32 protein-coding genes are annotated in these 26591 nt (G+C 66.9%); 4 read left to right on the forward strand and 28 right to left on the reverse strand.

Going from position 1 to position 26591, the window contains the following annotated elements; genetic code table 11:
• Positions 1 to 3: 3 nt before the first annotated feature.
• Positions 4 to 966 (reverse strand): SPFH domain-containing protein, encoded by a 963-nt coding sequence (locus DBR10_RS06970; protein ID WP_108504950.1) that lies wholly within the window; start codon positions 964 to 966, stop codon positions 4 to 6.
• A gap of 98 nt (positions 967 to 1064) precedes the next feature.
• The gene (locus DBR10_RS06975; RefSeq protein WP_108504947.1) at positions 1065 to 1478 is read right to left on the reverse strand and encodes a TIGR02301 family protein; all 414 of its coding nucleotides are present in this window, start codon (positions 1476 to 1478) and stop codon (positions 1065 to 1067) included.
• A gap of 140 nt (positions 1479 to 1618) precedes the next feature.
• Between DBR10_RS06975 and DBR10_RS06980 the strand changes: the two genes are divergently transcribed.
• On the forward strand, positions 1619 to 1828 hold the full coding sequence (locus DBR10_RS06980) for a hypothetical protein (protein ID WP_108504946.1): 210 nt from the start codon (positions 1619 to 1621) through the stop codon (positions 1826 to 1828).
• Positions 1829 to 1864: 36 nt separating this feature from the next.
• Here DBR10_RS06980 and DBR10_RS06985 read toward each other — a convergent pair whose 3' ends face one another.
• From DBR10_RS06985 to DBR10_RS19280, 14 genes are all read right to left on the reverse strand, one after another.
• On the reverse strand, positions 1865 to 2830 hold the full coding sequence (locus DBR10_RS06985) for an NAD(P)H-dependent flavin oxidoreductase (RefSeq protein WP_108504945.1): 966 nt from the start codon (positions 2828 to 2830) through the stop codon (positions 1865 to 1867).
• Positions 2831 to 2910: 80 nt separating this feature from the next.
• The gene (locus DBR10_RS19275; RefSeq protein ID WP_199223527.1) at positions 2911 to 3048 is read right to left on the reverse strand and encodes a hypothetical protein; all 138 of its coding nucleotides are present in this window, start codon (positions 3046 to 3048) and stop codon (positions 2911 to 2913) included.
• A gap of 150 nt (positions 3049 to 3198) precedes the next feature.
• Positions 3199 to 3981 carry an SDR family NAD(P)-dependent oxidoreductase gene (locus DBR10_RS06990; protein ID WP_108504944.1) on the reverse strand — a complete coding sequence of 261 codons (783 nt, stop codon included), beginning with the start codon at positions 3979 to 3981 and terminating at the stop codon, positions 3199 to 3201.
• A 77-nt stretch (positions 3982 to 4058) separates the two neighbouring features.
• Positions 4059 to 4820 carry a site-2 protease family protein gene (locus DBR10_RS06995; RefSeq protein ID WP_108504943.1) on the reverse strand — a complete coding sequence of 254 codons (762 nt, stop codon included), beginning with the start codon at positions 4818 to 4820 and terminating at the stop codon, positions 4059 to 4061.
• On the reverse strand, positions 4817 to 5287 hold the full coding sequence (locus DBR10_RS07000; protein ID WP_108556228.1) for an NUDIX hydrolase: 471 nt from the start codon (positions 5285 to 5287) through the stop codon (positions 4817 to 4819). The genes DBR10_RS06995 and DBR10_RS07000 overlap by 4 nt, the downstream gene beginning before the upstream one ends.
• Before the next feature lie 26 nt (positions 5288 to 5313).
• Positions 5314 to 6372: a patatin-like phospholipase family protein gene (locus DBR10_RS07005; protein ID WP_108488753.1), complete on the reverse strand. Its 1059-nt coding sequence runs from the start codon at positions 6370 to 6372 to the stop codon at positions 5314 to 5316.
• A gap of 14 nt (positions 6373 to 6386) precedes the next feature.
• A complete protein-coding gene (locus DBR10_RS07010) occupies positions 6387 to 7184 on the reverse strand; it encodes a 3-hydroxybutyrate dehydrogenase (protein WP_108488754.1) in 798 nt (265 codons plus the stop codon).
• A 101-nt stretch (positions 7185 to 7285) separates the two neighbouring features.
• Positions 7286 to 8053: a peroxide stress protein YaaA gene (gene yaaA / locus DBR10_RS07015; RefSeq protein WP_108488755.1), complete on the reverse strand. Its 768-nt coding sequence runs from the start codon at positions 8051 to 8053 to the stop codon at positions 7286 to 7288.
• 75 nt (positions 8054 to 8128) lie between these two features.
• On the reverse strand, positions 8129 to 8836 hold the full coding sequence (locus DBR10_RS07020; RefSeq protein ID WP_108488756.1) for a glutamine amidotransferase-related protein: 708 nt from the start codon (positions 8834 to 8836) through the stop codon (positions 8129 to 8131).
• Positions 8837 to 8838: 2 nt separating this feature from the next.
• The gene (locus DBR10_RS07025; protein ID WP_369831691.1) at positions 8839 to 10092 is read right to left on the reverse strand and encodes a CCA tRNA nucleotidyltransferase; all 1254 of its coding nucleotides are present in this window, start codon (positions 10090 to 10092) and stop codon (positions 8839 to 8841) included.
• Between the two features lie 177 nt (positions 10093 to 10269).
• Positions 10270 to 10908 carry a CoA pyrophosphatase gene (locus tag DBR10_RS07030; protein WP_108485984.1) on the reverse strand — a complete coding sequence of 213 codons (639 nt, stop codon included), beginning with the start codon at positions 10906 to 10908 and terminating at the stop codon, positions 10270 to 10272.
• Positions 10905 to 11477, reverse strand: a complete 573-nt coding sequence (locus DBR10_RS07035; protein WP_108485985.1) for a DUF1285 domain-containing protein — start codon at positions 11475 to 11477, stop codon at positions 10905 to 10907. The genes DBR10_RS07030 and DBR10_RS07035 overlap by 4 nt, the downstream gene beginning before the upstream one ends.
• An 81-nt stretch (positions 11478 to 11558) precedes the next feature.
• Positions 11559 to 12083, reverse strand: a complete 525-nt coding sequence (locus DBR10_RS07040; protein WP_108485983.1) for a GNAT family N-acetyltransferase — start codon at positions 12081 to 12083, stop codon at positions 11559 to 11561.
• 58 nt (positions 12084 to 12141) lie between these two features.
• Positions 12142 to 12186, reverse strand: a complete 45-nt coding sequence (locus tag DBR10_RS19280; protein ID WP_199223529.1) for a hypothetical protein — start codon at positions 12184 to 12186, stop codon at positions 12142 to 12144.
• 96 nt (positions 12187 to 12282) lie between these two features.
• On the opposite strand from DBR10_RS19280, the gene DBR10_RS07045 reads away from it, so the two are divergent.
• On the forward strand, positions 12283 to 13551 hold the full coding sequence (locus DBR10_RS07045; RefSeq protein ID WP_108504941.1) for an MFS transporter: 1269 nt from the start codon (positions 12283 to 12285) through the stop codon (positions 13549 to 13551).
• Here the strand turns inward: DBR10_RS07045 and DBR10_RS07050 are convergent.
• Positions 13548 to 14027: a GNAT family N-acetyltransferase gene (locus DBR10_RS07050; RefSeq protein ID WP_108488767.1), complete on the reverse strand. Its 480-nt coding sequence runs from the start codon at positions 14025 to 14027 to the stop codon at positions 13548 to 13550. The two genes, DBR10_RS07045 and DBR10_RS07050, sit on opposite strands and share 4 nt — an antisense overlap.
• Here DBR10_RS07050 and DBR10_RS07055 point away from each other — a divergent pair.
• Positions 14026 to 14379: a TfoX/Sxy family protein gene (locus DBR10_RS07055; RefSeq protein WP_369831690.1), complete on the forward strand. Its 354-nt coding sequence runs from the start codon at positions 14026 to 14028 to the stop codon at positions 14377 to 14379. The genes DBR10_RS07050 and DBR10_RS07055 overlap by 2 nt on opposite strands.
• Before the next feature lie 5 nt (positions 14380 to 14384).
• Here the strand turns inward: DBR10_RS07055 and DBR10_RS07060 are convergent, their stop codons facing one another.
• The 6 genes from DBR10_RS07060 to DBR10_RS07085 all read right to left on the reverse strand — a co-directional run bounded on the left by DBR10_RS07060 (position 14385) and on the right by DBR10_RS07085 (position 19179).
• Entirely contained in the window at positions 14385 to 15242 is an 858-nt protein-coding gene (locus DBR10_RS07060; RefSeq protein ID WP_108489505.1) for an SDR family oxidoreductase, read from the reverse strand.
• Complete coding sequence (locus DBR10_RS07065; protein ID WP_108489504.1) at positions 15239 to 15766, reverse strand: hypothetical protein; 528 nt, start codon at positions 15764 to 15766, stop codon at positions 15239 to 15241. Before DBR10_RS07065 ends, DBR10_RS07060 begins: the two co-directional genes overlap by 4 nt.
• A complete protein-coding gene (locus tag DBR10_RS07070) occupies positions 15766 to 16731 on the reverse strand; it encodes an SDR family NAD(P)-dependent oxidoreductase (protein WP_108489503.1) in 966 nt (321 codons plus the stop codon). The genes DBR10_RS07065 and DBR10_RS07070 overlap by 1 nt, the downstream gene beginning before the upstream one ends.
• A gap of 114 nt (positions 16732 to 16845) precedes the next feature.
• Positions 16846 to 17616 (reverse strand): enoyl-CoA hydratase, encoded by a 771-nt coding sequence (locus DBR10_RS07075; RefSeq protein ID WP_108504940.1) that lies wholly within the window; start codon positions 17614 to 17616, stop codon positions 16846 to 16848.
• The gene (locus DBR10_RS07080; RefSeq protein WP_108504939.1) at positions 17613 to 18056 is read right to left on the reverse strand and encodes a MarR family winged helix-turn-helix transcriptional regulator; all 444 of its coding nucleotides are present in this window, start codon (positions 18054 to 18056) and stop codon (positions 17613 to 17615) included. Before DBR10_RS07080 ends, DBR10_RS07075 begins: the two co-directional genes overlap by 4 nt.
• 31 nt (positions 18057 to 18087) lie before the next feature.
• Positions 18088 to 19179: an MBL fold metallo-hydrolase gene (locus DBR10_RS07085; RefSeq protein WP_108504938.1), complete on the reverse strand. Its 1092-nt coding sequence runs from the start codon at positions 19177 to 19179 to the stop codon at positions 18088 to 18090.
• 120 nt (positions 19180 to 19299) lie between these two features.
• Between DBR10_RS07085 and DBR10_RS07090 the strand changes: the two genes are divergently transcribed.
• Positions 19300 to 20640, forward strand: coding sequence for a hypothetical protein (locus DBR10_RS07090; RefSeq protein WP_108504937.1), 1341 nt, complete (start codon positions 19300 to 19302; stop codon positions 20638 to 20640).
• A gap of 82 nt (positions 20641 to 20722) precedes the next feature.
• Here DBR10_RS07090 and DBR10_RS07095 read toward each other — a convergent pair whose 3' ends face one another.
• The 5 genes from DBR10_RS07095 to DBR10_RS07115 form a co-directional block, all read right to left on the reverse strand.
• Positions 20723 to 21400: a nitroreductase family protein gene (locus DBR10_RS07095; RefSeq protein WP_108504936.1), complete on the reverse strand. Its 678-nt coding sequence runs from the start codon at positions 21398 to 21400 to the stop codon at positions 20723 to 20725.
• A gap of 11 nt (positions 21401 to 21411) precedes the next feature.
• Positions 21412 to 22953, reverse strand: a complete 1542-nt coding sequence (locus DBR10_RS07100) for an acetolactate synthase large subunit (protein WP_108504935.1) — start codon at positions 22951 to 22953, stop codon at positions 21412 to 21414.
• Between the two features lie 78 nt (positions 22954 to 23031).
• The gene (locus tag DBR10_RS07105) at positions 23032 to 24813 is read right to left on the reverse strand and encodes a feruloyl-CoA synthase (protein WP_108504934.1); all 1782 of its coding nucleotides are present in this window, start codon (positions 24811 to 24813) and stop codon (positions 23032 to 23034) included.
• Positions 24814 to 24843: 30 nt separating this feature from the next.
• Positions 24844 to 26076 (reverse strand): RNA polymerase sigma factor, encoded by a 1233-nt coding sequence (locus DBR10_RS07110; protein WP_108556229.1) that lies wholly within the window; start codon positions 26074 to 26076, stop codon positions 24844 to 24846.
• Positions 26077 to 26082: 6 nt separating this feature from the next.
• The gene (locus DBR10_RS07115) at positions 26083 to 26418 is read right to left on the reverse strand and encodes a YciI family protein (RefSeq protein WP_233243313.1); all 336 of its coding nucleotides are present in this window, start codon (positions 26416 to 26418) and stop codon (positions 26083 to 26085) included.
• Positions 26419 to 26591: the final 173 nt, after the last annotated feature.

The following is a 26591-nucleotide window of genomic DNA, read 5'->3' on the forward strand; positions in this document are numbered from 1 at the left end:
CGTCTAGGCTCCCTTTGTGCCGCCGGTCGGCGTGTTGGTTCGCGCCGGAGTAGCGGGCTTGGGCTTCTCGGAGTCGGTGCCCAGGGTCTTGATCAGCTGGGCAACCCCGGCGACCGTCCCCGTCAGGCCGGCGAAATCGGCCGGGACAATCACGGTCTTGGCGTTGGGCGAGCGCGCGAGGTCGCCGAAGGCTTCGACGTACTTCTGGGCGATGAAATAGTTGATGGCGTTGACGTCGCCCTTTGAAATGGCTTCCGACACGAAGGCGGTGGCCTTCGCCTCGGCCTCGGCTTCGCGTTCGCGAGCCTCAGCGTCCCTGAAGGCGGCTTCCCGACGGCCTTCGGCCTGAAGGATGGCCGACTGCTTCTGACCTTCCGCCCGCGCGATTTGCGACTGCTTTTCGCCTTCGGCTTCAGTGATGACCGCACGCTTCTCGCGTTCGGCCTTCATCTGCCGGGCCATGGCATTGGTGATGTCCGGCGGCGGCGTCAGATCCTTGATCTCGATGCGGGCGACCTTCACGCCCCACGGGCCGGTCGCGTGATCGATGGTCGACAGCAGGCGGGTATTGATCGCGTCACGCTGGCTGAGCACCTCGTCCAGTTCCATCGAGCCGACGACGGTGCGCAGGTTGGTCTGGGCCAGCTGGGTGATGGCGTACATCAGGTTGTCGACCTTGTAGGCCGCCTGGGCGGCGTCCATCACCTGGATGAAGACGATGGCATCGACCTTCACCGACACGTTGTCCTTGGTGATGACCTCCTGCTGGGGCACGTCGAGGACCTGCTCCATCATATTCACCCGCCGACCGATGGCCTCGACAAAGGGCGTCAGGACGCTGATGCCCGGCTTCAGGGTGCGCGTGTAGCGACCGAAGCGCTCGACGGTGAATTCCCGGCCCTGCGGCACGATCTTGATGACGCTGATGACGAGAAAGCCCGCCAGGACCAGCAGGGCCAGCGGCACGAAAAACGAGGTCAAGAGACAGCTCCCTGTACAACCAACAAGCGCAGCCTAGTGCATAATGCCACCCGGCTGAAAGGGCTATCGGACAGGGGGCTGCCTCAGTGCGGGTCGGGTGACTCCGGAGGCGGGACGGCCGGAGTCGTCGGGCGCATCGAACGCGACAGGGTCAGCGCCAGGGCCTGTCCCTTGCGGGCCGCCACCTGTTCGGCCTTGCGGCTGGCGGCGTCGCAGACCGGGAACTCGCCCTGGCCCGCCGCAAAGCCGACATTGAAGCGGTCGCGCAGGAGAACATCGAAGGCCTGTTCGGCTTGCTCGACATCGGTCAGCCGGACCATACGCGAGCGCCAGAACTGGTCATCCGGGCCGCGGCAGGCCTGACGCAGGGCGTGGCTCTCGCCGAGTGTATAGGCCAGGTCCAGCAGCCGCTGACGGTCGTCCGGTGCGCGGTCCTGGGCCAGGACCGGCGTGACCGAGCAGGCAAGGATCAGAGAGAGGGCAACCAGGCGAAACATGGACCTGATCATCTCCTGCGGAGCACAGCTTGTCACGGCTTCGCGCGTCGAACGCGAAATCCAGGCGGCACCAGGGCCTGTTTCGCCTTGTGATCGCCCCCGATCGGCGCAAGGGTGGTGGTGTTGCAAGGAGGTCGATCATGACTGAAGTGCATTATGGCGTCGTTCGTTTCGGCGATCACTGGTCGATCGTCGGCGACAATCTCCGCTTTGGCCACTACGCCACCCGCTTTGAAGCCAGCGATGCGGCCCTGCGGCTGGCCGAACAATCCACTGGTATGGGCGTTCCCGTGCGGCTGCACGTGCAGGAGGACGATTTCATCCTGCCCAGCCCTACACTGCTCTACTGACCGGCACAGACCGCGCGCCTGTGCCGGTGCGAGACTTCAGTGATCGAGGGCTGCCATTCGACGGATCGAGACCTGGGCCTCGCTGACCAGCCGCGCGACGATCTCGGCGGCGGGAAGGACTTCATGGATGCCGCCGGCGCTCTGGCCCATGGCGAAGCAGGACTTGTCATTGTCCAGGCCCTCGATCTGGCCGCCGATGCCGCCCATCGCCCCGTTACGGATCGAGACCATGGCCTGCTGCGGGAACGACTGGATGTCGGAGGGACGGGATTCCCAGTCCTCGACATAGGGGTTCTTTTTCACGCGCATCGGCTTGCCCGAATAGCAGCGGGTACGGACGGTATCTTCGTCGGCCGCCGCGACCACGGCCTGGCGATAGAGGTCGCCGGCATGGGCCTCGTGGCTGGCGATGAAGCGGGTACCCATCCAGACGCCCTGAGCCCCGAGCGCCAGGGCGGCGGCGAGGCCGCGTCCGTCATGCAGGCCACCGGCCGCAACGACCGGGATCTTCACCGCCTCAACGGCCTGGGCCACCAGCGGCAGCGTGCCGACCAGCCCTGTATGGCCGCCGCCTTCGCCGCCCTGGCAGATCACGGCATCGCAGCCGGCCTGCTCGGCCTTGACCGCATGCTTTACGGCACCGCAGACCACCATGACCTTCAGGCCTGCGGCCTTGAGGCGGGCGATGATGGGCATGGGAACGCCGAGTCCGGCGATGAAGGCGCTGGCCCCCTCGGCGATGATGACCTCGACACTGTCGGTCAGGGCGTCGGGCGTGGCTGCCAGCAGGTCGACACCGAAGGGTCGGTCGGTCAGGGCCCGGACCTGACGCATCTGGTCGCGGATGAAGTCCGGCGTGGTGCCGGCCATGCCCAGCACGCCATAACCGCCGGCGTTAGAGACGGCGGCGGCCAGCGGCGCATAGGAGACCCCGCCCATACCGGCCAGCAGGATCGGATGCTCGATGTTCAGTAGATCGCAAAGCGGCGTATGCAGCGCCATGGAACCGTCCTCCCGTTATTTTTCAGGAGGTTGTGCGTCGGGCCCGGCGGCTGGCAAGCGTGCCGCGAGGGCAGGGGCGCTCAGACCCGGTCTGTGCGGACCGCCTCGGTGGTCGCTTCGGTCGTGAAGAAGCAGGCGGCCATAGCCGTCAGCATCATGGCGATCAGCGCCAGCATGCCGCGGGGGGGAGTCAGGCTGACGACGTCTTGCGGGGTCATCGGGTTCGTTTCCTCGAGAGGTGCCCGGATCTGACGTCCAGGCTACCTTCGAGGAAAGCTTCTCACCGGCCCTGCAAATGCGCAAGGCCCTTATTTCAATAGGGTTTTCTTCGACGATTGAGTCCAGAAATCAATCCGGACCCGTCGCGCCTAGAAGATCGAGTAGCCGCCGTCGATGACGATCGTGGTGCCCGAGTGATAGCTGGAGGCGTCCGAGGCCAGATAGACGGCCATGCCCCCAAAATCAGCGGGCTCGCCCCACCGCCGGGCTGGAACCCGCGGGATAACCTTCTCGGCAAAGGCCGAGTTGCCCTGGGCCCCGGCCGTCATGTCGGTGGCGATCCAGCCGGGCAGGATGGCGTTGGCCCGTACGCCGTAGCGGGCATGCTCGACCGCCACCGACTTGATCATCGAGATCACCGCGCCCTTGGTCGCCGCATAGGCCTCGTTGCGCGCTGCGCCCTCGATGGCGGCCAGCGACGCCACGCCGACCAGCGAGCCGCCCGGATCGCCGCTTTTGGCGCGATCGACCATGTGGCGGCAGGCTTCGCGCAGGGTGAAGAACACGCCGTCGAGATTGACCGCCAGAACCTTGCGGTAGGTTTCGGTGCTCATGTCGACGAACGAGGGCGAGCCGAAGCCGACGCCGGCATTGGCGAACACGCTGTCGACCCGCCCCATGGCGGCGACGGCCTCCTCCATGCCCTCGCGGACCTGGGCCTCGTCTGAGACGTCGACGGTCTGGGCCTTCACGCGAACGCCCAGGGCGGTCAGTTCGCCCTCTGCAGCCAGGTTGCGCTCGGGATTGGAGCCCCAGATGACGATGTCGGCCCCGGCCTGCGCCATCGCCTTGGCCATGCCCAGGCCGATGCCGCGATTGCCGCCGGTGACCAGGGCCACCTTGCCGGCCAGATTGAAGGGCGCGAATGCCATGACGTGTCTCCCCTGGACTTTGAACGCTTGTTTGAAGGAGAGGCGGTCAGGCGCGGAAGGTCAAGGGCGCCCGTGCGTCACTTCCAGAAGTGGAAGCTGGCCCAACCGGCCTGCATGGCATCCGGAGACACGCCCAGCAGGGCGGCAATCAGGGCGGCGAGGCCGAAGATCACATCGCTGACCCCTGGCACGAAGAAGATCACTCCAAACAGAACCAGGAAGCTGATGGCCTCGAACTTGGCCAGGCGCTCGGCAAGGGCGGTGGGCAGGAAAGGCCGGATCACGCCGTAGCCGTCGAGACCCGGAACCGGCAGAAGGTTCAGGACCAGGGCGCTGGCCTGCAGGAAGGCCAGCAGCGCGAGGGCCTGGTGCAGGGCCGGGGCGCCGGCCGTGAGCGGCATCAGGACCGCAATCGCGATCAGGACGACGAGGGTGCCCGCCGGCCCTGCCAGCGAGGCCAGGGCGCGCCAGCCTGGACTGCGCATCAGATCATTTCGCAGATAGACCGCGCCGCCCGGAAAGCCGATTCCCCCGAGCGCCAGAGCGACTAGCGGCAGGATCAGGGTCGTCGACAGGTCGGTGTATTTCAGGGGATCGAGGGTCAGGTAGCCCTTGTCGATGATCGTCGTATCTCCGGCCTTCCAGGCGACAAAGGCATGGCCAAATTCATGGATCCCGACGCTGAGCACCCAGGCGAGAGCCACAAAGGCGAAGGTCAGAAAGCCCGTCAGGCCGGTTGGGATGGTCAGTGTCCCGCCGAGGGCAATGACGGCCCCGATCAGGATCATGGCGTTGGGGCTGAGGCCCGCGCGGGGCTTGGGGGTGTCGAGTAGGGTCATGCGGCGAACCGGTCATAGGCTTGCTGGATCATCCGGCGGGTCTCGTCCCAGTCGACTAGGGCCATGGCCTCGTCGCGCGTCACGAAGCGGGCCTCGGCGGCATCGTCTCCGGCCACGGGGTCGCCCGAGATCCACCGGGCCGCATAGTCGATCAGCACGTAATGGCGGGTGATCTCGCCGGGCTTGCCATCCGGACCCGGGCGGGCTGGAAAAATGCCGTCGATCACGTCCAGCAGTCCGAGGAGTTCGGCCTCGACCCCGGTCTCTTCTTTCAGCTCTCGCAGGGCTGCGGCCGCGGTGGTTTCGCCCCATTCCATGCGGCCGCCCGGCAGGCTCCATTGCCCCAGTCGCGGCGGTGTTCCGCGCTTGATTAGTAGCACCTCGTCGCCGCGCAGGCAGACGACACCAACGGTCGGCACGGGAACGGGTGGGTTCGGGATAACCGGAGCAGCGAGCGTTTGGATCATGCCCCCAGATACCCTGAGGCCAAGGGTCAGGGGAAGCCGACCTTGAGATCAAGGGAGGATTTGACGCCGACGCTGTCGCCGCAATCGGCCAGCCAGGCCTCCGCCGCCTTGCGGCCCCGGTCCTTGAGGTCGGACAGAAAGCTCCACTCGGTATTGAACTTGCTCGACAGCGATAGATCGGCCAACGGCCCGTCGGCGGTGATGGCGTGCACCAGCATCCGGCGATACCGGCCCTTGGCGTTGTCCTTCAGGAGGCCCTCGTCGAGCAATTTCTGGACAAAGCCGATCGCCCGCAGTTCCGAGGCGAGGGAGGCGTTGAAGGTGATTTCGTTGAGCCGGTCCATGATCTCGCCCGGCGATTTGGGCGTTTCGTCCCGGACGAACGGATTGAGGCTGACCACGAGAATGTCGTCGGGGGTGTCGTCATAAAACAGGGGCCACAGGGGCGGATTGGCGAGAAAGCCGCCGTCCCAGTAGGGCTCGCCGTCGATCTCTACCGCCTGAAACACTTGCGGCAGGCAGGCTGAGGCCATGATGTGCTTTGCGGTCAGCTCGGTCTCGCGGAAGATCCTGGCCTTGCTCAGCCGGACCGCCGTGGCCGCGATATAGAGTTTCACCGGCGAGCGTTTACGGATGGCCGCAAAGTCTACAGTCGCCTCCAGGACGTCATGCAGGGGGTTCAGGTTGAACGGATTGAACTCGTAGGGGCTGAGGCTCATGGCCAGGGTCTCGGCCATCCGCCAGCCGGGTGTATTCTTCAGCCAGTCAGGGCCGGCGAAGGCCTTGGTCCAAATGCCGGAATCGCCGAACACATTCTGGCCGCCTGCCTGGTTTGTGGCACGCCAGAAGTCGTCCAGCGCCTTGCGCGCGCCGTCCCGACCGCCCTCAATCAGGCCATGGGCCAGGCAGACGGCGTTCATCGCGCCGGCCGAAGCGGCCGTGACGGCCTTGATCTCGAGGCTTTCGTCCTCCAGAAGCCGGTCGAGAATGCCCCATTCGAACGCGCCGTGAGCACCGCCGCCCTGCAAGGCGAGGCTGATGCCGCGCGGGCCGGCGGGCTTCTTCTTCAACGGGCCGATGGGCATGACCCGCTCCCTGGTTACTGGGCGGTCCAGCCGCCGTCGACCTGGAAGGCCGAGCCGTTGGCCGAGGCCCCGGCGTCGGAAACCAGATAGAGCAACAGTCCCGAAAGCTGGTCGAAGGTCACGAACTGCTTGGTCGGCTGGCTGGCCAGGATGACGTCCTTCATCACGGCTTCCTCGCTGATGCCGCGGGCCTTGGCCTGGTCGGCGATCTGGGCCTCGACCAGCGGCGTCTTCACGAAGCCCGGGCAGATGGCGTTGCAGGTGATGCCATGCTGGGCGACCTCGAGGGCCACGGTCTTGGTCAGGCCCAGAACGCCGTGCTTGGCGGCGACATAGGCGGACTTGAACGGCGAGGCGACCAGGGCATGGGCCGAGGCGATGTTGACGATCCGTCCCCGTCCCTGTGCCTTCATGATCGGCACGGCGGCCTTGGTGGCATGGAAGGCCGAGGTCAGGTTGATGGCGATGATCTGGTCCCACTTGTCGGTGGGAAAGTCCTCGATCGGCGCGACATGCTGGATGCCGGCATTATTGATCAGGATGTCCAGTTCACCGAACTCGGCCTTCGCGGCCAGGACCATGGCAGCGATCTGGTCCGGCTTGGTCATGTCGGCCCCGTTGTACAGGACCTCTACGCCGTGCTTCTCGGCCAGTTCGGAGCGAGTCCGCTCGATGGCGGTCATTTCGCCGAGGCCGTTCAGGACGATATTGACGCCCTGGGCCGCGAGCGCGTCGGCGAGGGCATGACCGATCCCGCTGGTCGAGCCCGTCACAATGGCAACCTGCCCCTGCAAACCGAAATCCACGGCCATGCGGCACGCTCCCTGATGATCCGACCCTGTCGATGCTGCAATGCAACATACAGCCCGCTCCGACGAAGGGCGAGCTTTTATAAATTCATCGATAGATGAATTCAGGGTTGCGGGCGAGCGAAAACCCAGTCGCTGCCCGTCGAGAGCTCGGGTCGGAACCGGTATCCGTCCAGATCGAAGCTCTTCATGTCTCCGGACCGCTCAAGCCGGTTGTCGATGATGAAGCGGGCCATGCGGCCGCGGGCCTTCTTGGCGAAGAAGCCCAGCACCTTGAGTGCACCGGCCTTCTCCTCCTTGAAGTGGCAGGTGATGACCGGAAGCTTCAGGGCCCGGGCGTCGACCGCGCCGAAATACTCCTGGCTCGCCAGGTTGATCAGGGCAGGATCGGCATGACCTTCGGCTGCGGCGTTCAGGGTCTTGGCGATGGTCTCGCCCCAGAAGTCATAGAGGTTGGCTCCGCGCTTGGTCTTGAGGCGCGTACCCATCTCCAGACGGTAAGGCTGCATCGCATCCAGGGGGCGCAGGACGCCATAGAGGCCCGAAAGGATCCGCAGGTGGTCTTGGGCCCAGTCCAGGGCGGGCCGGTCCAGTTCACGGGCCGCAAGCCCGGCATAGACGTCGCCATTGAAGGCGATGACGGCCTGCAGGCCTTCTTCCACTTCGGGGTCGAAGTGCTGGAACCGCTCCCGGTTCAGGACCGCCAGCTTCTCCGAGATGTGCATCAACCGGCGCAAATCGGCGACCGTCAGCTTGTGCGTCACCTTGGCCAGCTCGGCGATCCGGCCCTTGAGCTCCGGCGTCGTCAGCGGCAGCACCTGTTCGGGCGCGGTGAAGTCCAGAGACTTGGCGGGGGAGATGACCATCAGCATGGTCGGGGAGATAGAGCCTCGCGCGGGGCTTCGCCAGTGCGGGCGTCGCGAAACCCGCCCTCGCGGCCCCTGGGATCAGGCCTGCTCCAGGAAGCGGCCGATCCAGCCGGCGACGCGGTGACGGTCATTGGGGGCCTGCAGGCTGGCGATCGCGGCATCGGCCTGCGGATCGGTGTAGCGGCTCCCGCGCCGGGCCTCGATCAGGGCAGCGGCATAGGCCGGATCGAATTCGGGATGAACCTGCATGGAAATCGCGGCAGCCTGCCCGGCCGGAGCGTCATAGGCCAGAACCCCGAAAGGCGTGAAATCACTTCCGGCCAGCACGCGGGCCCCGGCCGGGAGCGCGACCACCTGGTCCTGGTGCGAAGCAGGAATGGCGATCGACCGATTGTCGTCCATCCAGGGGGCGGTCGTTGCGATGTCATATTGGTGCAGACCTACACCCCAGCCCTTGTCAGACTTGACCACCTGGCCGCCGAACGCCTGGGCCATGATCTGGTGTCCGAAACAGACCCCGACCAGCGGAACCCGCCCGCAGGCTGCGCGCAGAAGATCTGAAAGGGGCTCGATCCAGGGCAGGGGGTCATAGACCCCCGCCGAGGAGCCGGTGATGATCCAGGCGTCCTGCTCGCCGGGTGATTGCGGAAGCTGGCCGGCCTGGACGTCATAGGTGGCATAGGCATGGCCGGGACCCAGCAGGGTCTGGAACATGCCGCCGTAGCGGCCGAATTCGGGCTGCAGGGCGACGGGCGGTTCGCCGGTCTCGAGAAGGCCGATCCGCATTCCTAGTAGACCATGCCCTGGGCGACAGCCTTGAGGCGCTCGATAGCGCTGAACTTGTCCATGATGAAGTCCTGGTCGATCCACCAGATCTCGATCTCGCGCATCACCTCGCCAACCAGAGGACCCTTGGGCACACCGGCCTTCATCACTTCTTCGCCGGTCAGCGGGAAGGCCGGCGGCGTCCAGGTCTCGGCCTGGGCCAATAGAGCCCGCCATTGCGGCGCGGTCACAGGCCGACCCGAGCCGGCCCAGGCCAGCTTCACGCGGTCGCAGAAGGTCCGCAGACCCAGGGCGTAGACAGCCCGGCGGGCCTCGCGCGGGCTCATCCAGCTGACGATCCGGGGTGATGAGCCGACGGCATCCACCAGGCGGTCGCGGACATTGTTGGGCAGGCGCAGGCGCTCGGCCATCTGGCCGGCGACGGCCGGGTCAGCCGGGATCAGAGCTGCCAGCCGCAAGTCGGGATCGCTCTCGAAAAGCTGTTCGGTTTCGATGCCGACCAGACTGTCGAAACAGGCGAGCGACTTAACAAAGGGCAGGGCTGAGCCGAGCACGCCCGTGGCGGCCATCAGCCGCAGGGCAGGGCGGGGATCTTCGGCCGCCAGCAGCTTCATCAGCTCTTTCTGGGTGCGCTCGGCGGCACGCCCCGCGACCATGCCCTTCAGTGCCTTGCACGCTGTAAGGGCCTTCTGGTCGGGTTCGCCCCGGCCATACCAGGCATAGAAGCGGAAGAAGCGCAGTATCCGCAGATAGTCCTCACGAATCCGCGTCATCGGATCGCCGACGAAGACCACCCGCCCGGCCCGCGCGTCGGCCAGGCCCTCGCCGGTCGGATCATAGATCCGGCCTTCGGGGTCGGCATAGAGTGCGTTGAAACGGAAGTCGCGGCGCTGGGCGTCCTGTTCCCAGTCCTGGCTGAAGGCTACGACCGCCCGGCGTCCATCTGTCGACACGTCGCGTCGCAGCGTGGTGATCTCGTAGGGCTTGCCGCCGGCCAGGGCGGTTACCGTTCCGTGATCCACGCCGGTGGGGATCGCGCGCAGCCCGGCTTTCGACAGGGCGTCAATTACGGCGTCGGGCGTGAGGGTCGTCGCGATGTCGATATCGTCGATCGGCTTGCCCATGATGGTATTGCGCACACAGCCCCCCACAAAGCGGGCACAGCCGGGAAAGCCCTGGGCTTCGAGGGCGGCGATCACGGCTCGGGTTTCGGGCCACGCCATCCAGGGCGTCACGCCGATCGACTCACCCTGCAACGTCAAGCTTCACCCCCGGAACCGACCGCCCCGCAGGGCGGTCGGTATTGTTAGGCCATGATCAAGCCCTGTCGCCAGCCTCTTTTAAAGTCTTGTTCCCCCCTGATTGGGGGCTTGCGACACTGTCGAGCGTAGTACCGCTAGCATCATTCCCTTCCCTGGCCGGCGACCGGGAGGTCAGGATGCGGGGGCCGGATGAAGGCGGTCGTAGAGGGCCCGCAGCATGCCGGCCGTAGCCCCCCAGATGAAGCGGTCGTTCCAGGGCATGGCATAGAAATGCCGGCGCTCGCCGCTGGGCGTGTCCCTGTGCTGGCGCTGGTGATTCTGCGGGTTCATCAGGAAATCGAAAGGCGTCTCGAACACGTCGGCGACTTCTTCCGGACTGGGGACCAGGCTTGCCGCAGGATCGATGAAGCCCACCACCGGCGTCACGTGAAACCCGGTCACCGTCTGGTAGCCCTGTAACAGGCCCGCCAGGCTGACGAAGCCGGGATCCAGTCCGACCTCTTCCTCAGCCTCGCGCAGGGCGGTCACCCAGGGGGTCTCTCCCGGATCGCAGCGCCCGCCCGGAAAGGCGATCTGGCCGGTGTGGCTGCGCAGGGTGTCCGCACGACGGGTGAGCAGCACCGTCAGGCCTTCCTCCCGCTCGACCAGGCCCACCAGAACGGCGGCCGGTCGCAGGGCGTGGGGGTTCTCCATTCTGAGGCCCGGATTGAGGTCGAAGTCGGAGCGCACCGGGTCAGCGAGGCTCGGGTCATAGAGGTCGATCGGATCAAGCCGAGCCGTAATCCAGTCCCGGCGCGCCTGCGGGGTCACGCGACGACGGCCCCGGCTTCGGCGACGGGAAACCAGACGCCGTGCGAACTGACGCCGAATTCCTCGCCGGACGCCGTCTGGCGCGGCTCGGCCATTTCGACCAGCTCATAGAAGACCGGGCGGGCGATCAAGGCTTCGAGGCCCCGGCGGACATGCACATAGGGCCGCGGCTCGCCGGTCACCGGGTCGGTCTCGACCCGGATCCGGTCGTCCGGCCCCGCCTCGACCTCGTCACCGACATTGGTCGTGAAGCGCAGGACATCGCCGTCCCGATCCACCCGCACGGCGATGAACGGGGCATCCTCGACGCTGATCTTCATCTTCTCGACGGGTGTGACCAGGTGATAGCCGTCTGGGTCAAGCCGCAGCACGGTCGAGAACAGCCGCACCAGGGCCTCGCGGCCGATCGGTGAGCCTTCATGGAGCCAGACCCCGTCCTTGCGGATGCGGATGTCGATCTCGCCGCAATGGGGCGGGTTCCACAGATGTACCGGCGGCAGGCCACGCGCGCCGGCCACCCTGGCGGCGGCCATGACGCCATCCAGCCCGCTACGTGCGGAGTCTGAAATGGATGGATCTGCCTTGGGGGGAACGGCGGTCATGGCCTTCAGGTAGGCCATGCCACCGCCCTACTCAAGGCACCGATCGCCTCAGGGGATAGCGACCAGGCCCGAAAGGCCAAGGTCGCCGCCCTCGACGAGCGGCTTCAGCAGCACCCGGCGCGGGTCGACCGGTCCGGGCATCGTCACGCCTGCCGTGTGGGCGGCGGAAAAGCCGGCGCGGGTGAAATAGGGCGCATCACCGACCAGCAGCACGGCCTTCCAGCCCTCGGCATGGGCGGCGGCACAAGCGCTTTCCACCAGGGTCTGGCCGAGGCCCGCGCTGCGCTCATCAGGATCGACGGCCAGGGGGCCGAGGAAGGCTACAGGCGTGCCGCCGACCGTCACGGGCCACAGACGCACGCAGCCGACCGGGCGGCTCTCGCGCATGGCGACAAAAGAGCAGTCGTCAAGCAGGGTGTTGCCCTCGCGCAGGCGCTCGGAAACCTTGGCGAAGCGACCGGGACCGAAGACCCGGTCGATCAGGGTGGTGACGGCCCGCTCCATGGCCGGGGTCTCAAGGACCAGCACGGGCGCAGATAGGGGCAGGGCGGAGAGTCTGGAACTGGAGGTCATCGGCCTTCGGAGTGCGAAAGGGCATCGGGGGCTCCCGACGCGAAGGCGCGGGAGAGCGTCAGATCGTGGCGCGTTCGCGCGTCATTCGTCGTTGGCGTCGCATCGCCGAACCTCCAGAAGCTCGCGGGCCCTGTAGGGCCAAGGCTTGAAGAGGTCAACACCGTTGCGCACGCGGGACTGGTCTCTATGGTGCGACGCAATGTCTGATCTCCCCACAACGCCCGCCGAGCCCGTCCCGGACACCTCTAGCCGCGCCCTGTTGCGGGAGCGTGACTTCGTGCTGTTCTGGATCGAGCGGTTTGTCTCGACACTCGGAGTCCAGATCCAGTCGGTAGCGCTGGGCTGGCAGGTCTATGCCATCGCCCGGTTGACCCATTCGGTCGGCGAGTCGGCTTTCCTGGTCAGCATGATCGGTCTGGCCCAGTTCCTGCCGATGCTGCTTCTGACCCTGGTAGCCGGCGAGACGGCCGACCGCCGCAGCCGCAAGATCATCGTGGCGGTGACGTTGATCCTTGATGCAGTATGCGCCGGCGTGCTGCTGACCCTGGCCCTGACAGGATCTCATGCCCTGTGGCCGGTCTTTGCCGTCTCGGTGCTGTTCGGGGCCAGTCGGGCGTTCCTGTCGCCGGCCAGCAGCGCGATGGGTCCGATGCTGGTGCCGAGGGCCCTGCTGCCGCGGGCCATCGCCTGGAACTCCCTGTCCTGGCAGACCGGTTCGATCATCGGCCCGGCGATCGGCGGTCTGCTGCTGATCCATTCGCCGGGCCTGGCCTTCGGCGTATCGGCCGTGCTGTTCCTGGCAGCGGCCGTGATGGCCCTGGCCATCCGTCACTCCACCCGTCCCGAAACCCAGCCGGGTTCACGCCTCGAACTGATCCGCGAGGGCCTGGCCTATGTCTGGAACAACAAGATCGTCTTCGGCTCGATCTCGCTGGACCTGTTTGCCGTGATCCTCGGCGGGGCCACCGCCCTGCTGCCGGTCTTTGCCAAGGACGTGCTGCATGTTGGACCGGCGGGGTTCGGCATCCTGCGCGCCGCGCCGGCCGTCGGAGCCAGTCTGGTGGCTCTTTATCTGGCGGCTAATCCGATCCGCCGTCATGCCGGGCGGGTCATGTTCTTGGGGGTGGCAGCCTTCGGCGCAGCGACGGTAGTGTTCGGACTCTCGCAACTGATGTGGTTGTCGGTGGGGGCCCTGGCCCTGCTCGGCGGGGCCGACATGCTGAGTGTCTATGTCCGCCAGACCCTGGTCCAGATCGTCACGCCGGATGCCATGCGGGGGCGCGTCTCGGCCGTTTCCGGCGTCTTTATCAGCGCGTCCAACGAACTGGGCGAGGCCGAAAGTGGGGTGGCGGCCTGGTTCCTCGGTCCCGTCGGGGCCGTGGTGTTCGGCGGCATCGGCGCGCTCGGGGTCACCGGCCTGTGGGCCTGGCTGTTCCCCGAACTGCGCAAGGCGGACCGGCTGGACTAGAGGCTGGCCAGCCGCCGCAGGGGCTTGCCCGTCATCCGCCGGATGATCCACTCGTCCATCGCAGCGGCACCGAGGCTGTCATAGAAGGCGATGGACGGGGCATTCCAGTCCAGCACGCTCCATTCCAGCCGGCCCAGATTCTCGTCGATGCAGCGCCTTGCCAGGGCGGCCAGCAGGGCCTTGCCGGCCCCGGCACCCCGCGCCGACGGCCGAACAAACAGGTCTTCCAGATAGATGCCGTGGCGTCCCACAAAGGTGGAGTAGTTGTAGAACCACAGGGCAAATCCGACCGGCTCGCCGTCCAGTTCGGCGATATCGGCAAAGGCGCGCGGAGACTCGCCAAATAGCGCCGTCGCCAGATCCGCCTCGGTCGCCTCCACACTGTCGAGCAGCTTTTCATACTCGGCCAGATCGCGGATGAACTGGTAGACGAGGCCGGCGTCGGACGGCGTGGCAGGACGGACGGTGACGGACATGGCGGTCTCTGCGGACTATCGGGACTTTGTTCTGGAGCAACTGGCCCCGCTGGGCCAGATCACCGCCCGCCGTATGTTCGGGGGAGTCGGGGTCTATGCGAACGGCCTTTTCTTCGCGCTGATCGACGACGACATGCTCTACCTGAAGGGGGATGAGACCCTGAAGCCCCTGTTCGAGGCGGCCGGGTCCCAGGCCTTCGACCCGGCAGGCGCGGGCAAGCCCATGGCCTACTGGTCAGCCCCGGTCGAGGCGCTGGATGACCAGGATAGCCTGCTGGAGTGGGCCCGCCGGGCGCTGGAGGTTGCGGCCCGGGCAAGCTCCGGCAAGAGGGCCGGACCCCGCCCGGGCTGACGCGCTCAGCCGATGGTCACGCCGGGCGGCGGCACGCTGTCGGCGGGAACGAAGAAGTCGGGCATCAGGGTCGCGTCCGGATCGACCTTGTACTGATCGAAGTCGCGAACGCCTTCGCCGTATAGGAAGGTGTCGTCGATCAGGAAGTTGCCGGAAAAGCTGCGCGCGGGCTTTTCGAAGATCGCATGGGCCGCATCGGCCATGATCTCTACCGTCCGGCAGTGGCGCAGGCCTTCCTCGCCGGCCAGGGCGAACTGGATGGCGGCTGTGGCGATGCCGGTGCGCGGCCACAGGGCGTTGAAGGCGATGCCGTCGGCCTTGAATTCCTCGGCCATGCCCAGCACGCACATCGACATGCCGAACTTGGCCATGGTGTAGGCCACGTGCGAGCCGAACCAGTGCGGCTTCATGTCCAGGGGCGGCGACAGCATCAGGACGTGCGGGTTCTCCGCCTGCTTCAGGTGCGGGATGCAGGCCTTGGACGTCAGGAAGGTGCCGCGCGTATTGATCTGGTGCATCAGGTCGTAGCGCTTCATGTCGGTCGAAAGCGTGCCAGTCAGCGAGATGGCCGAGGCATTGTTCACGCAGATATCGATGCCGCCGAAGGTGGCGACGGCCTTTTCGACCGCCTCATGGACGCTGGCCTCCTCGCGCACGTCGACGACCAAGGGCAGGGCCTTGCCGCCGGCGGCCTCGATCTCGGCGGCAGCCGAATAGATGGTACCGGGCAGTTTGGGATGGGCCTCGGCGGTCTTGGCCGCGATCACCACATTGGCTCCGTCACGCGCAGCCCGCAGGGCGATGGCCAGGCCGATGCCGCGCGAGGCACCGGTGACGAACAGGGTCTTGTTCTTGAGGCTCACGGATTGTCTCCCGGAATGGAACGGCCCTGGCGGACGAGCTGGACGCCCAGGGCGATCCAGGCGAGGGCGAAGCAGCTGGTGGCCAAGCGGTGTGCCAGACCCTGCTCTTTCAGGATCAGACCCGCAAGGCCGATGCCGAGGGCGGCGATCCAAAGGAAAGCCGGCGTGCGAAAGGGAGCCCTGGAGAGAAGAAGGCAAGCAGACATCATGACCATCCCAGCCGACCAGAGGCTTGCGGCGATCAAGTAGGTCTGCGGACCCAGAAACTGGGTCGCCGACGAGCGCACCAGCAACACAGCCGTAACCGCCACCACGAAGCCCGCAAGCCCTGGCCAGCCAAGTTGCCGCCCGGCCGCCGACTGCAGGCCCAGCAGGCCAAACAGCAGCAGCACGTCGATCAGGACATAGACGCCCTGCCGGGCCGGTTCGACCAGATGCGGATAGAGCAGCGGACCGACCAGATCGATCAGTCCGCCGACCACGGCCGCGATCCCCGCCAGGACCCAGAGCGTCTGGCGCGACATCAGGCCCCCGTCGTCTCGACGGACAGGGCCCAAAGGCGTTCGGCGGCTTCCGGATCCAGGGCATGAGGCATCACCCCGCTCCAGGGCTTGTCCTTGGTCCAGGGTTCGGCCTGGGCGAGATCTTCGAGATAGAGACCGCCGACCCCTTCCAGCTCGTCACCGACGGCGGCCCAGACGCTGGTCGAGGCCCCTTCTTCCGTCGTCTTGAAGCCGTCGCGAACCTTACCGTTCTCGTCGATCCAGCCCATGGCCCGCTGTTCGTCGAGGCTCATGTGGCGCTGCAGCGGCGTCATGATCCCGCCCGGCATCACGGCGTTGGCGAACACGCCCTGGTCCTTGAAGCGCGCATTGAAGCCGACGGCGAACAGGGCGTTGGCGGACTTGGCCTGACCGTAGCTTTCCCACTTGTCGTAGTCGCGGGCCCGGTAATGCGGGTCCTCGAAGTTTACCCCGGCGCGGCGATGGCCGATCGAGGACAGCGACACCAGCCGCGAGCTCTTGCCTGAGGCCTTGGCACCGGCGACCAGGCTGGGGGCCAGCAGGACCGACAGCAGGTAGTGGCCGAAATGGTTGGTGCCGATCTGCATCTCCAGCCCGTCCTCGGTATAGGCGAGCGGGCAGGCCATGACGCCGGCATTGTTGATCAGGATATTCAGGGGGCGATTGGCCCAGCGCTCGGCAAAGGCCCGGATGGAGCTGAAGCTGGACAGGTCCAGCATCGACCATGAGGCCTTGGCTCCTTTGGCGGTCTTGTTGACCTCGACCACGGCCGCGTCACCGAGATCGGGCTTGCGCACGGCGATGATCACCTCGGCCCCGGCTTCCGCGAGCGCCCTGGCGGTCTCGATGCCGATCCCGGTCGCAGCCCCGGTGACGATGGCGACCTTGCCGGTCAGGTCATGGCCGGCGACCACGTCGCGGGCCGGAGTCATCGGCTTGAAGCCGGAGGTGATGCGGTCAGTCATGGCGTTTCTCCCGATGTTTTTGTTATGTATTCAAGGTTTTACGCAACGCGAACAGCGACAGTCCTTCCGGATGCCTCGCAAGCGGAGGCGTCCGGAATGAGCGGCCGGGCAGGTCTAGCCCACCTTGCTGAAGTCGGCCGGACGCCGCTCGGCGAAGGCCATGAAGGCTTCGCGGGCCTCGGCGGTCTGCAGGCGCTCGGCGAACAGGGCCCCTTCGGTATCCATCAGGGCAGCGATCTTTTCGGCATCGCGCATCAGGGTCTTGGTGACGGTCAGGGCCCCCAGCGGTCGCCGGGCCAACTGGTCGGCGGCGGATCGTGCACGGGTGCGCAGCTCGTCCAGCGGAACAACGGCGTTTGAGAGGCCCCAGGCCGCTGCAGTCGTGCCATCGACGGCTTCGCCCAGGGCGAACATGGCATAGGCGCGGGCATGGCCGATCCGGGCCGGCAGCAGCCAGCTGGAGGCCGCTTCAGGGACCAGGGCCAGGTTGACGAACGGCGTGGTCAGGCGCGCGTCGGGGCTGGTGAACACCAGGTCACAATGCAGCAGCATGGTTGTTCCCACGCCCACCGCCTGGCCGTGCACGGCGGCGATCAGCGGCCGCGTGGCGTTGGCCAGCGCCTTGAGGAACCGGGTCACATGGCGTTCACCCGAGAAGGCCCCGGTCGCCTGGGCCGTAAAGTCACCCAGATCGTTGCCGGCCGTGAAGCTGTCGCCGTCGGCCTGGAAGACGATCACCCGGATCGACGGATCCTTTTCGGCCGCTTCCATGCTGTCGGCCAGCACACCGTACATGGCGTTGGACAAGGCATTCTTCTTCTCGGGCCGGGCCAGGGTGATTGTCATCACGCCGGCGTCGATCGCGACCTTCACGTGGTCGGTCATGCGGGGTCTCCTTTGGGGAACTTGGTCTGCAGGCTGAGCAGCCAGCGGGCGACCACGGCAATCTCCTGCTCAGAGAAGCCGTCGGTCAGATTGGCGTTGATGCCGTCGAGGCCGCCCTTGGCGTAGTCGCGGGCGGCGCGGCCCTTGTCGGTCAGATAGAGGCGCATGGCCCGACCGTCAGCCGGATCGGCGCGCCGTTCGACGAGGTCCACCCGGGTCATGCGGTCGATGAGGCCGGTCATGGCCGACGGAGCCAGATCAAGGGCTTCGGCGGCCTCGCCGATCAGGGCCCCGTCACGCTGGCCGAGGAAAAACAGCACGCCGGACTGGGCCGACGTCAGGCCGCCCTTGGCCGCCATGGCCGCCTCGATCCAGCGCTGGACGCGCCGGTTGCCGGCGTTCAGCAGGAAGACAAGGCGGCGATCGGGCGGGACGGACATCGCCTGACGCTAATACTTCGCGCACGAAATATCAAACGGATGTTTCGGCGTTCGTCCCTGCGCGGTACCAAGCGACGCCTGTGTCATCCACATGCCGCGAGATCCTGCCCCGACCGATCAGGCAGTTGAGATGCGACAGGGCCTCGCCCGTGGCCATGCCCAGCAGGTCGGGTCCGATGGGCCGGGCAAACAGCGCGCCGAACGTGTCGATGACCCGCTTGGGCTCGGCCAGCTTCTCTTCCAGACGCGAAAGACCCCGCTCATGGCCGGCGATCAGGTTGTCGATCCGCGAATGCAGGCCGTGGAACGGATCATTGTGCGCCGGCAGGACCAGCACGCTGTCGGGCACGACCGACTTGACCTTGGCCAGGGAGGTCAGCCAGTCGCTCAGGGGATCGGCTTCGGGCTCGGTCGGGAATACCGAGACATTGGATGAAATGCGCGGCAGCACCTGGTCGCCACTGATCAGCAGGCCGAGCTCGGGGCACCACAGGCAGGCGTGGTCGGGTGAGTGGCCCTGGCCGGTAACGACCCGCCAGGTCTTGCCGCCGATGTCGAAGTCCTCGCCGTCGGACAGCCGCCGGTAGCTGTCGGGCAGGGCATAGATCGCCTTGCCGAAGCCGCCGAAGCGGGCCTTGTAGTTCTCGATGGCATCCTCGTCCCAGCCGGCGGCCGTGAAGAAGCGCACGCCGTCTTCCGGGGCCTCCCGGCCGGTGTCGGCCACCAGCATCCTGCACTGGAAGTACTCCAGTCGCGTCATCCACAGCCGGCAATCGAACTTGCGCACGATCCAGCCGGCCAGGCCGACATGGTCGGGATGCAGGTGGGTGCAGATCACCCGGGTGATCGGCTTGCCCTCCAGGGCACCGGCGAAGGCGGCCCGCCAGGCCTGGCTCGTTTCCTTGGTCTGGACGCCGGTATCGACGATCGCCCAGCCCTCGCCGTCGGCGATGGCCCAGACATTGATAAACTGAAGTGAGCCCCCGAGCGGCTGGCGCAGCCACAGAACACCCGGGGCAACCTCGACCGCTTCGCCGGTGCCCTGCTCCGGTACGGTTTCAAAAGGATAGATCAGCTTGGGGCGGCGGGGTTCCGGTGCCTCGTCTTCGATACCGTCTCGCATGGACTGGCTCCCTTCGTTCAGGCTGTCGCCATGTTTTCGCTCATCTCGGAGGACATCTTGACCCCTAACGCAAGGGCGCGCTTATGTCCGCGCGAGGAATCGACCCAGGAGATGTTTCCCATGAGGCCACTCGCGATCGGCTTGGCCGCCGCCCTCGCGCTCGGCGCGCTTATCCCTGCCGCCGTCATTTCGGCGCCGAAGGAGGACAAGGCGAAGGCTGCCATTGACGCCAAGGCCCGCACGGCGGGCATGGCGGCCGCCCCGGCTTTGATGCAAAGCCTGAACGCCGGTTGCACCGTTTCTGACGCCCGCCTGATCGGCGAGGACAAGAAGACGGCGACCGGCTATTACGAGGTAGCTTGTGCCGAAGGGATGGGCTTTGCGCTCATCGCCAAGAAAGACACTCCGCCGCAGGCCTTCAGCTGCCTGGAATCGAGCCAGCCGGCTGCTGACGGCAAGCCCAGCGCCCTGGCCTGTATCCTGCCCGGCAATGCCGACCAGAAGGCCATGCTGAAGCCCTTCATGGCCAAGGCCGGAACGGCCTGTGACATCATCAACGCCCGCGCAATCGGCTCGGGGGCCAAGAATTCCTACTTCGAAGTGGCCTGCGGCAATGCCGGCTACATCGTCCAGACCACCAACCCGGCCAACCCGGCCGCCGAGGTCGTGGCCAACAACTGTCTTCTGTACGAAGAGGGTGCCAACATCAGCTGCAAGCTGACCGACAAGGCCACCCAGCTGGCCGTCGTCGATACCCTGACCGCCGCCTCGGGCAAGAACTGCACGGTCAAGGACAAGCGCTACATTCTCAGCACCAAGGTCGACAACTATTTCGAAGTCGCCTGCGCTGACGGCAAGGGCTACGTCTTGCAGCAAGCAGCCGCTGGCGGAGCCCTGACCCGCACCATCGACTGCGCCCAGGCCGGCTTCGTCGGCGGTGGTTGTACCCTCACCGATGCGGTTGCGGCCCAGACCGAACAGGCCGGCCTCTACACCAAGCTGGCCACCAAGGGCGGCTTTGACTGCCAGGTGGAAAAGTACGGCATGCTGCCGACCGACGACAACCGCAAGGAAGTCGTCGAGCTGAAGTGCAAGAACCGTCCGGACGGCGCCATCGCGATCTTCTCGACGGGCCCGGCGGTGATCTATGACTGCCTGACCTCGGAGATTAACGGCTATCGCTGCAGCTTCTCCAAGTCGGACACCTCGTTCCCGCGCCTGTCGGCCGACCTGAAGGCCTATGGCAAGGGCTCGTGCGAAGTGTCGGGCGTTCGCCTGGTGGGTCGCAACGACACCGAGGGCTATGTGGAAGTCGCTTGCGCTGACGGCCTGCCGGGCTGGGTGATGAGCTATCCGGTCAACACCCCGAACCCGAAGTCGAAGGAAATCCTGTCCTGCGCTCAGGCCAAGGGGATCGGTGGCGGTTGCAAGCTTCCGACCAACGCCTCCAAGAAGAGCTGATCTGGCCTTCAGGCTGAAACAGCAAGCCCGCCGGGAGGGATCCCGGCGGGCTTTTTTGTCGCCGAAGGTCAGGCTGAGCCGCTCAGCGTAGGCTCATGACCTCGTTGAGGGGCAGTTTGCGCTTGGCGTGGGCCGGGACGGTGGCGTCCTGCGCCGGGTGGCCAACCACCAGCAGGATATAGGGTTTTTCGTGGTCCGGCCGCCCGAGGGCCGTGTTGAGAAAGCCCATCGGGCTCGGCGTATGGGTCAGGGTCGCCAGGCCCGCCTCGTTGAGCGCCGCGATCAGGAACCCCGTCGCAATGCCGACCGATTCGGGCACGTAGTAGTGTTTGATCTTGTCGCCTTCGGCATCGAAGCCATGTCGCTGGCCAAAGATGGCGATCAGCCAGGGGGCGGTTTCCAGGAAGGGCTTGTCGGCGTCGGTGCCCAGGGGCGCGAGCGCGTCGAGCCAGGCTTCTCCGGCCCGGCCGGCGTAGAATTCCCGCTCTTCGGCCTCGGCCGCGGCCCGAAGTTCTGTCCGCAAGGGGCCAGGGCCGATCAGCACAAATCGCCAGGGCTGCTGGTTGGCCCCGCTGGGGGCTGTTGCCGCTGCCTCGATACAGCGCTCCACCACCGCCTGGGGCACCGGCCGGTCGCTGAAGTCGCGAATGGTATGTCGGCGGCGAAGGCGGGCCAGGGCTGCCTCTGCACGCTCCAGCATCTGCTCGTCGGTCAGATCCCAGCGATCCGGCAGGGGCAGATGGGAGGGCTCGCTCGACATGGTGGGGCCCGCTATCGCATCGCCGCTTCAATGAAATGCGGCCCTGGCGTCGTCATGGCCCGTTCCATGGCCGCGTCGAAGGCTTCTGCCGTATCGACCCGCTCGGCGGGCATGCCCAGGCCGGTGGCCAGGGCGACCCAGTCGATCTTTGGGTCGCCGAGATCCAGCAGTCGAGAGGCCTTGGGTCCAGGCTCGCCACCGCCCGTGCGCCCCATCTCAATGCCGAGGATGCGATAGGCCCCGTTGGCGAAGATGACGACGGTGACGTCCAGCTTTTCACGAACAATCGTCCAGAGGCCCTGCACGGTATACATGCCTGCGCCGTCGCCGTTCAGGCTGAGGACCTTGCGGCCTGGGCAGGCCACGGCCGCGCCGATGGCGACTGGGATGCCCTGGCCGATGGCTCCGCCGGTCAGGCTCAGCCAGTCATGGGCCCGGGCGTTGCGGGTCTGGGTGAAGATCGGCAGGCCGGCGGTCACCGCGTCGTCCGAAATGATCGCGTCCGTCGGCATATGGCGGGCAATCGAAGCCCCCATGGCCCAGGCGTCGAACTTCCCGGCTGGTGAAGCCGGCGGCGCATAGGCCTCGACGGTGCCGTTGGCCGGAGCGCCCAGGGCATCGGCCAGGGCGTTCAGGGCTGCCGGGGCATCGATCTCGCGACCGCACAGCGTCGCCGTCGCGCAGCCCTCCGGAACCAGGACGCTGGGCCGGTCCGGATAGGCGAAGAAGGCCACAGGCTGGCTCGTACCGGCCAGGACGATCAGATCAACGCCGGCCAGATCCTTCAGGGCCTGTTCGCCGAAATACATCATCTTGTCAGGCCGGAACCGGCCTTCGCCTCGTGACTGGCGAGCGGTGAAGGTGTCGGTCAGCACCCGCACACCTACGGCAGCGAGGCGGCCGGCTGCGGCGATGCCTGCCTCGCAGCAGCCGCTGGAGCCCAGTAGAATCGTGGGCTTGACGGCAGTCTTGATCGCAGTAGCAACGGCGGCGACCGCCGCAGCGTCGGGCGCGGTGGGCCGCGGAATCTCGATCACTGGTCCAGCGGTATTGGTCTCGTTCCAGGCGCTGTCAGCCGGCAGGATCAGGCAGGCATTGCCGCCGGGTGCGCCATAGCTGGCGGCCACGGCCTCGGCGGTCAGCGGGCCGACCGTATCGGCGCTGTCCGCAGACTTGACCCAGATCGAGTTGGGCGCAGCCAGGGCGGCGATGTCGGAATTGAGCGGCGCGTCATACTGGCGGTGGTCGGTGGCATGGTCACCGATCACATTGACCACCGGCGTATAGGCCCGACGCGCATTGTGCAGGTTGGCTGCGCCGTTCGCATAGCCGGGGCCCAGGTGCAGCAGGGTACAGGCGGGCTTGCCGGCCATCCGGCCATATCCGTCGGCCGCGCCGGTCGCCACGCCTTCGAACAGGCACAGGACGCTGCGCATCCGGGGCTCGCGGTCCAGGGCGGCGACGAACTGCATCTCGCTGGTGCCGGGGTTGGCGAAACAGGCAGTGACGCCGTTGTCGGCCAGGGTCGTGATCAGGGCGTCGGCGCCGTTCATTCTGCTGTCTTTCCCTACTGTCCTGTTGTTCCGGGCGCGTGCCGGCAACTCCGGTTCGGTGCCCCGGATTGTATGGTCTCAGAAAACGAGGATGTCCCCGTCCGGAGCCTCGGCGAACAGTCGCGCCAGTTCACGGGGACGTCGCTCCCGGGCCAGGGCCTGGTTGATATAGCCCTTGTCCGTCAGTTCGCCGCTGGCTGCGTCCGGCAGACCGTCGAGGATCAGCGCCCGGGTCACCCGACCACCACCCTTGGCCGTAATGTTCATGCGTGTAAGGCCGTCGACAACGGCAGCTCGCACGGCGGATGCGTCCCCCAGTCGCGTCGCAGCAGTAGGATCAATGAACAGCATCAGGCCGACCCCGTCCTCGCCCTCGCCACAGACCACGGCGTCAGAGACTACCCCGCCGATGGCCGAAACGGCCGCCACGCGCAGGGCCCCGGCGGCCACGAAGGTGCCGCTGGCCAGCTTGAAGTTCTCGACGAGACGCCCGTCGAAGACCAGGCCCGCGGTCGGGTCCTCGGAGTCGGCCAGTCGTGCCGCATCGCCCAAGCGGTAGAAGCCGTCTTCGTCAAAGGCGTCGCGGGTGGCGTCGGGCTGGTCGAGATAGCCGGGCGAGACCTGAGGACCCCTGACCCGGATCTCGAACTTGTCGCCCGCCGGAACCAGTTTAACTGCGGTGCCGGGGGTCGGCAGGCCGACCATCCCTGAGCGGGCGTTCAGCCAGTGGATGTTGCAGGCGGTCGGCCCGGTCTCGGTGGCCCCATAGCCGGCGGCGAAGGTCACCCGCTCGCCGATGGTGCGCACGGCTACGGCCTGGACGCGGTCAAGGATCGACTGGGCCATGGAGGCACCGCCGTACTGCAGTACCCGCACCTTTTCGAAGAAGGTCCGGGCCAGGGCCTCGTCGCGCTCCAGTTCGCCGATCAGCAGGCCCCAGCCGGCCGGGACCATGTTGTGATAGGTCGGCGAAACCTCGCGCAGGTTGCGGATCGTCTCGGCAAAGCGGGCCGGAGTCGGCTGGCCGGCGTCGATATAGAGGGTGCCGCCCCGGTGCAGCACCATGTGCAGGATGGCATTGGCCCCCAGGCTGTGGCTCCAGGGCGCAGAATTGACCAGCACCGGCGGCTCGGGATCGGCGTAGCAGGCTTCGATCTGGGCGGCATTGAGCGCGATATTGGCGTGGGTGCAGATCACCGCCTTGGGCTTGCCGGTCGAGCCCGAGGTCAGCAACAGCTTTGCCACGTCGCCGGGTTCGCAAAGTGGCGCGACCGGTGGTGCGTCGAGCAACTCGCTGAAGGTGAGGTCGCCGTCCCGGGCGTTGTGGCTGACGATCACCGGCAGGCCGGCCAGGAAAGGCGCGGCCAGGGCTCCGGCGAATGCTGCCGCGTCGTCGACATAGACGGCCGCCGGCTTCAGACGCTGAACAGCAAAGTCCAGTCGCGACAGGTCTGCGCCCGCGAGACCGTATTGCGGCGAGACCGGTGAGATCGGTGCGCCCAGGCTCATGGCTGCATAGCCGATCAGGGCATGATCGATGGTGTTGCGCGCCAGGATCAACAGAGGCCTGCCAGGGCCCAGGTCGAGTGCCTTAAGCCCCCCGGCCAGGGCCTCGATCCGGATCCGCGCTTCGGCAAAGCTGACGGTTCGCCAGCCGTCACCGTTTCGCTCGGCCAACCAGATACGGTCCGGGGCCTCGACGGCCCAGCGGGCCAGTGGCGCGGTCACAGTCTGGACAGCGTCGGAATAGGGCATGGGATTGCGCAGGATCAGCGCGTCTCCACGCTGTTCGACCTCGAGGGCGCGAGGCGCGTAGCGGGCGTCGCGGAAGGGCGCGGGGCTGCGGGTTGATCCGTCCATGCCCCCTTATCCCGCGCCTCATACGGTTGTTCAATCCGTAGCGAGTGATGTTCTTTGGCGCTCCAGCCACATCCGCTCGGCGGGGCCGGGGTCCAGGGCCAGGGCACAATCATACGCCGCGTGGGCCTCGCCGGTCCGCCCCAGCCGCGCCAGCAGGTCGGCGCGGACCGCATGGAAGGGCGCGAACCCCGTCAGACCGGCCGGTTCGAGCCCTTCGACCTGGGCCAGGGCCGCCTGCGGCCCGGCCACCTCGGCGAGGGCGACCGCCCTGTTCAGTCGCACCACCGCATCGTCGCGCCAGACCAGAAGGGCGTCATAGAGGGCCAGTACCGCTCCCCAGCGCGGCGGCTCGGCCAGGCACTTTCGACCGCACCAGACCGCATGGATCGCTGCATGCAGCTGGCGCGGGCCGGGCCGGCCCAGGTCGGCGGCGCGGCGCAGCAGCCGCTCGGCCTCGGCGATCAGGGGCCTGCGCCACAGGTCGGGATCCTGCTCCGACAGGGGAACCATGGCCCCGGTCTCGTCCAGCCGGGCTGGACGTCGCGCCTCGGCGTAGCGGACCAGTGACGCAAAGGCGAGGCCCTCGGGCTCGTCCGGCAAGAGGGCGACCAGCACCGCCGTCAGGTCGAGCATCTCACGGGCGAAGCTGGCATGGGCCCCCGCCCCGGCCGCATCCTCATGGGCCTTGCCATAGGCCACTTCCAGGGTCGAGAGCACCGCCGAGACCCGCTCGCCCCAGGCCTCGGGGCCGGGGATCTCGAATGGCTCGCCGGACTGGGCGATCCTGCGCTTGGCGCGGGTCAGGCGCTGGAACATGGCCGGCTCGGCCACCAGGAAGGCGCGGGCGATCTCGCGCACGCTGAGCCCGCAGACCAGCCGCAGGGTCAGGGGCGCACGGGCCTCGACCGGCACGACCGGGTGGCAGCAGACGAAGATCAGCCGCAGCCGCTCGTCTGGGATCAGGGCCTCATCGGAGGTCATGGCCTCCTCCACGCTCGGCGGCAGGTCGGGCGGCTCGGGTGCGTGGCGCTGCCGCACGCCGCGCCGCCGCACGGCGTCCAGGGCCGCGCGGCGGGCCGTGGCGTACAGCCAGGCGGCTGGGTCGGTCGGCGGGCGCGACGGCCAGACGGCTGCCGCGCGGGCGCAGGCCTCGGCAAAGGCCTCCTCGGCCAGATCCAGGTCGCGGAAGCTGGCCGCCAGGGCGGCGATGATCCGGCCGCTGTTTTCGCGAGCGGCCCGGTCGAGGAGGCCCGGCTCCGGCATCAGCGCCTAGCCGTGGCCACCGGTCGGTCGGATCTCGACCTTGCCGCCGGGCGAGAGGGGAATCTTGCGCGCCCAGGCGATGGCCGCCTCGCGGTCCGGAACCTCGACCATGTAGTAGCCGCCGAGTTGCTCGTGGGTCTCGGCAAACGGGCCGTCATGGACGATGCCGTCCTTGGAGATGGTCGCCGCCGTGAAGGTCGGGGCCAGCTCCGAGCCGCTCCAGCCAATCCCGGATGCCGCAAGCTCGGCCCCCAGTTTCATGTGCTGGGCGATGATGTCGGCCAGCAGCTTTTCGCCCGCCTCGCCCGCATAGTTGGTCTCGTTCTCGTAGATCAGCAGCATGTACTTCACGGCAGGTCTCCCATCCGGCTGGCGCACGCCGCGCCGCCTTCAAGGCAGAGACGCGCGAGGTCGACCGGATTCGACAGTCAGACCGGAAAAAAGTCGAGGGGCTACCGACGAGACGTGTTCGGGTCACATCTTCAGGGCCTGCTCCGAGGTCCCATCTGCCTTCG

It is taken from the genome of Caulobacter sp. HMWF025, assembly GCF_003060965.1.
In the GTDB taxonomy this organism is placed as follows: domain Bacteria; phylum Pseudomonadota; class Alphaproteobacteria; order Caulobacterales; family Caulobacteraceae; genus Caulobacter.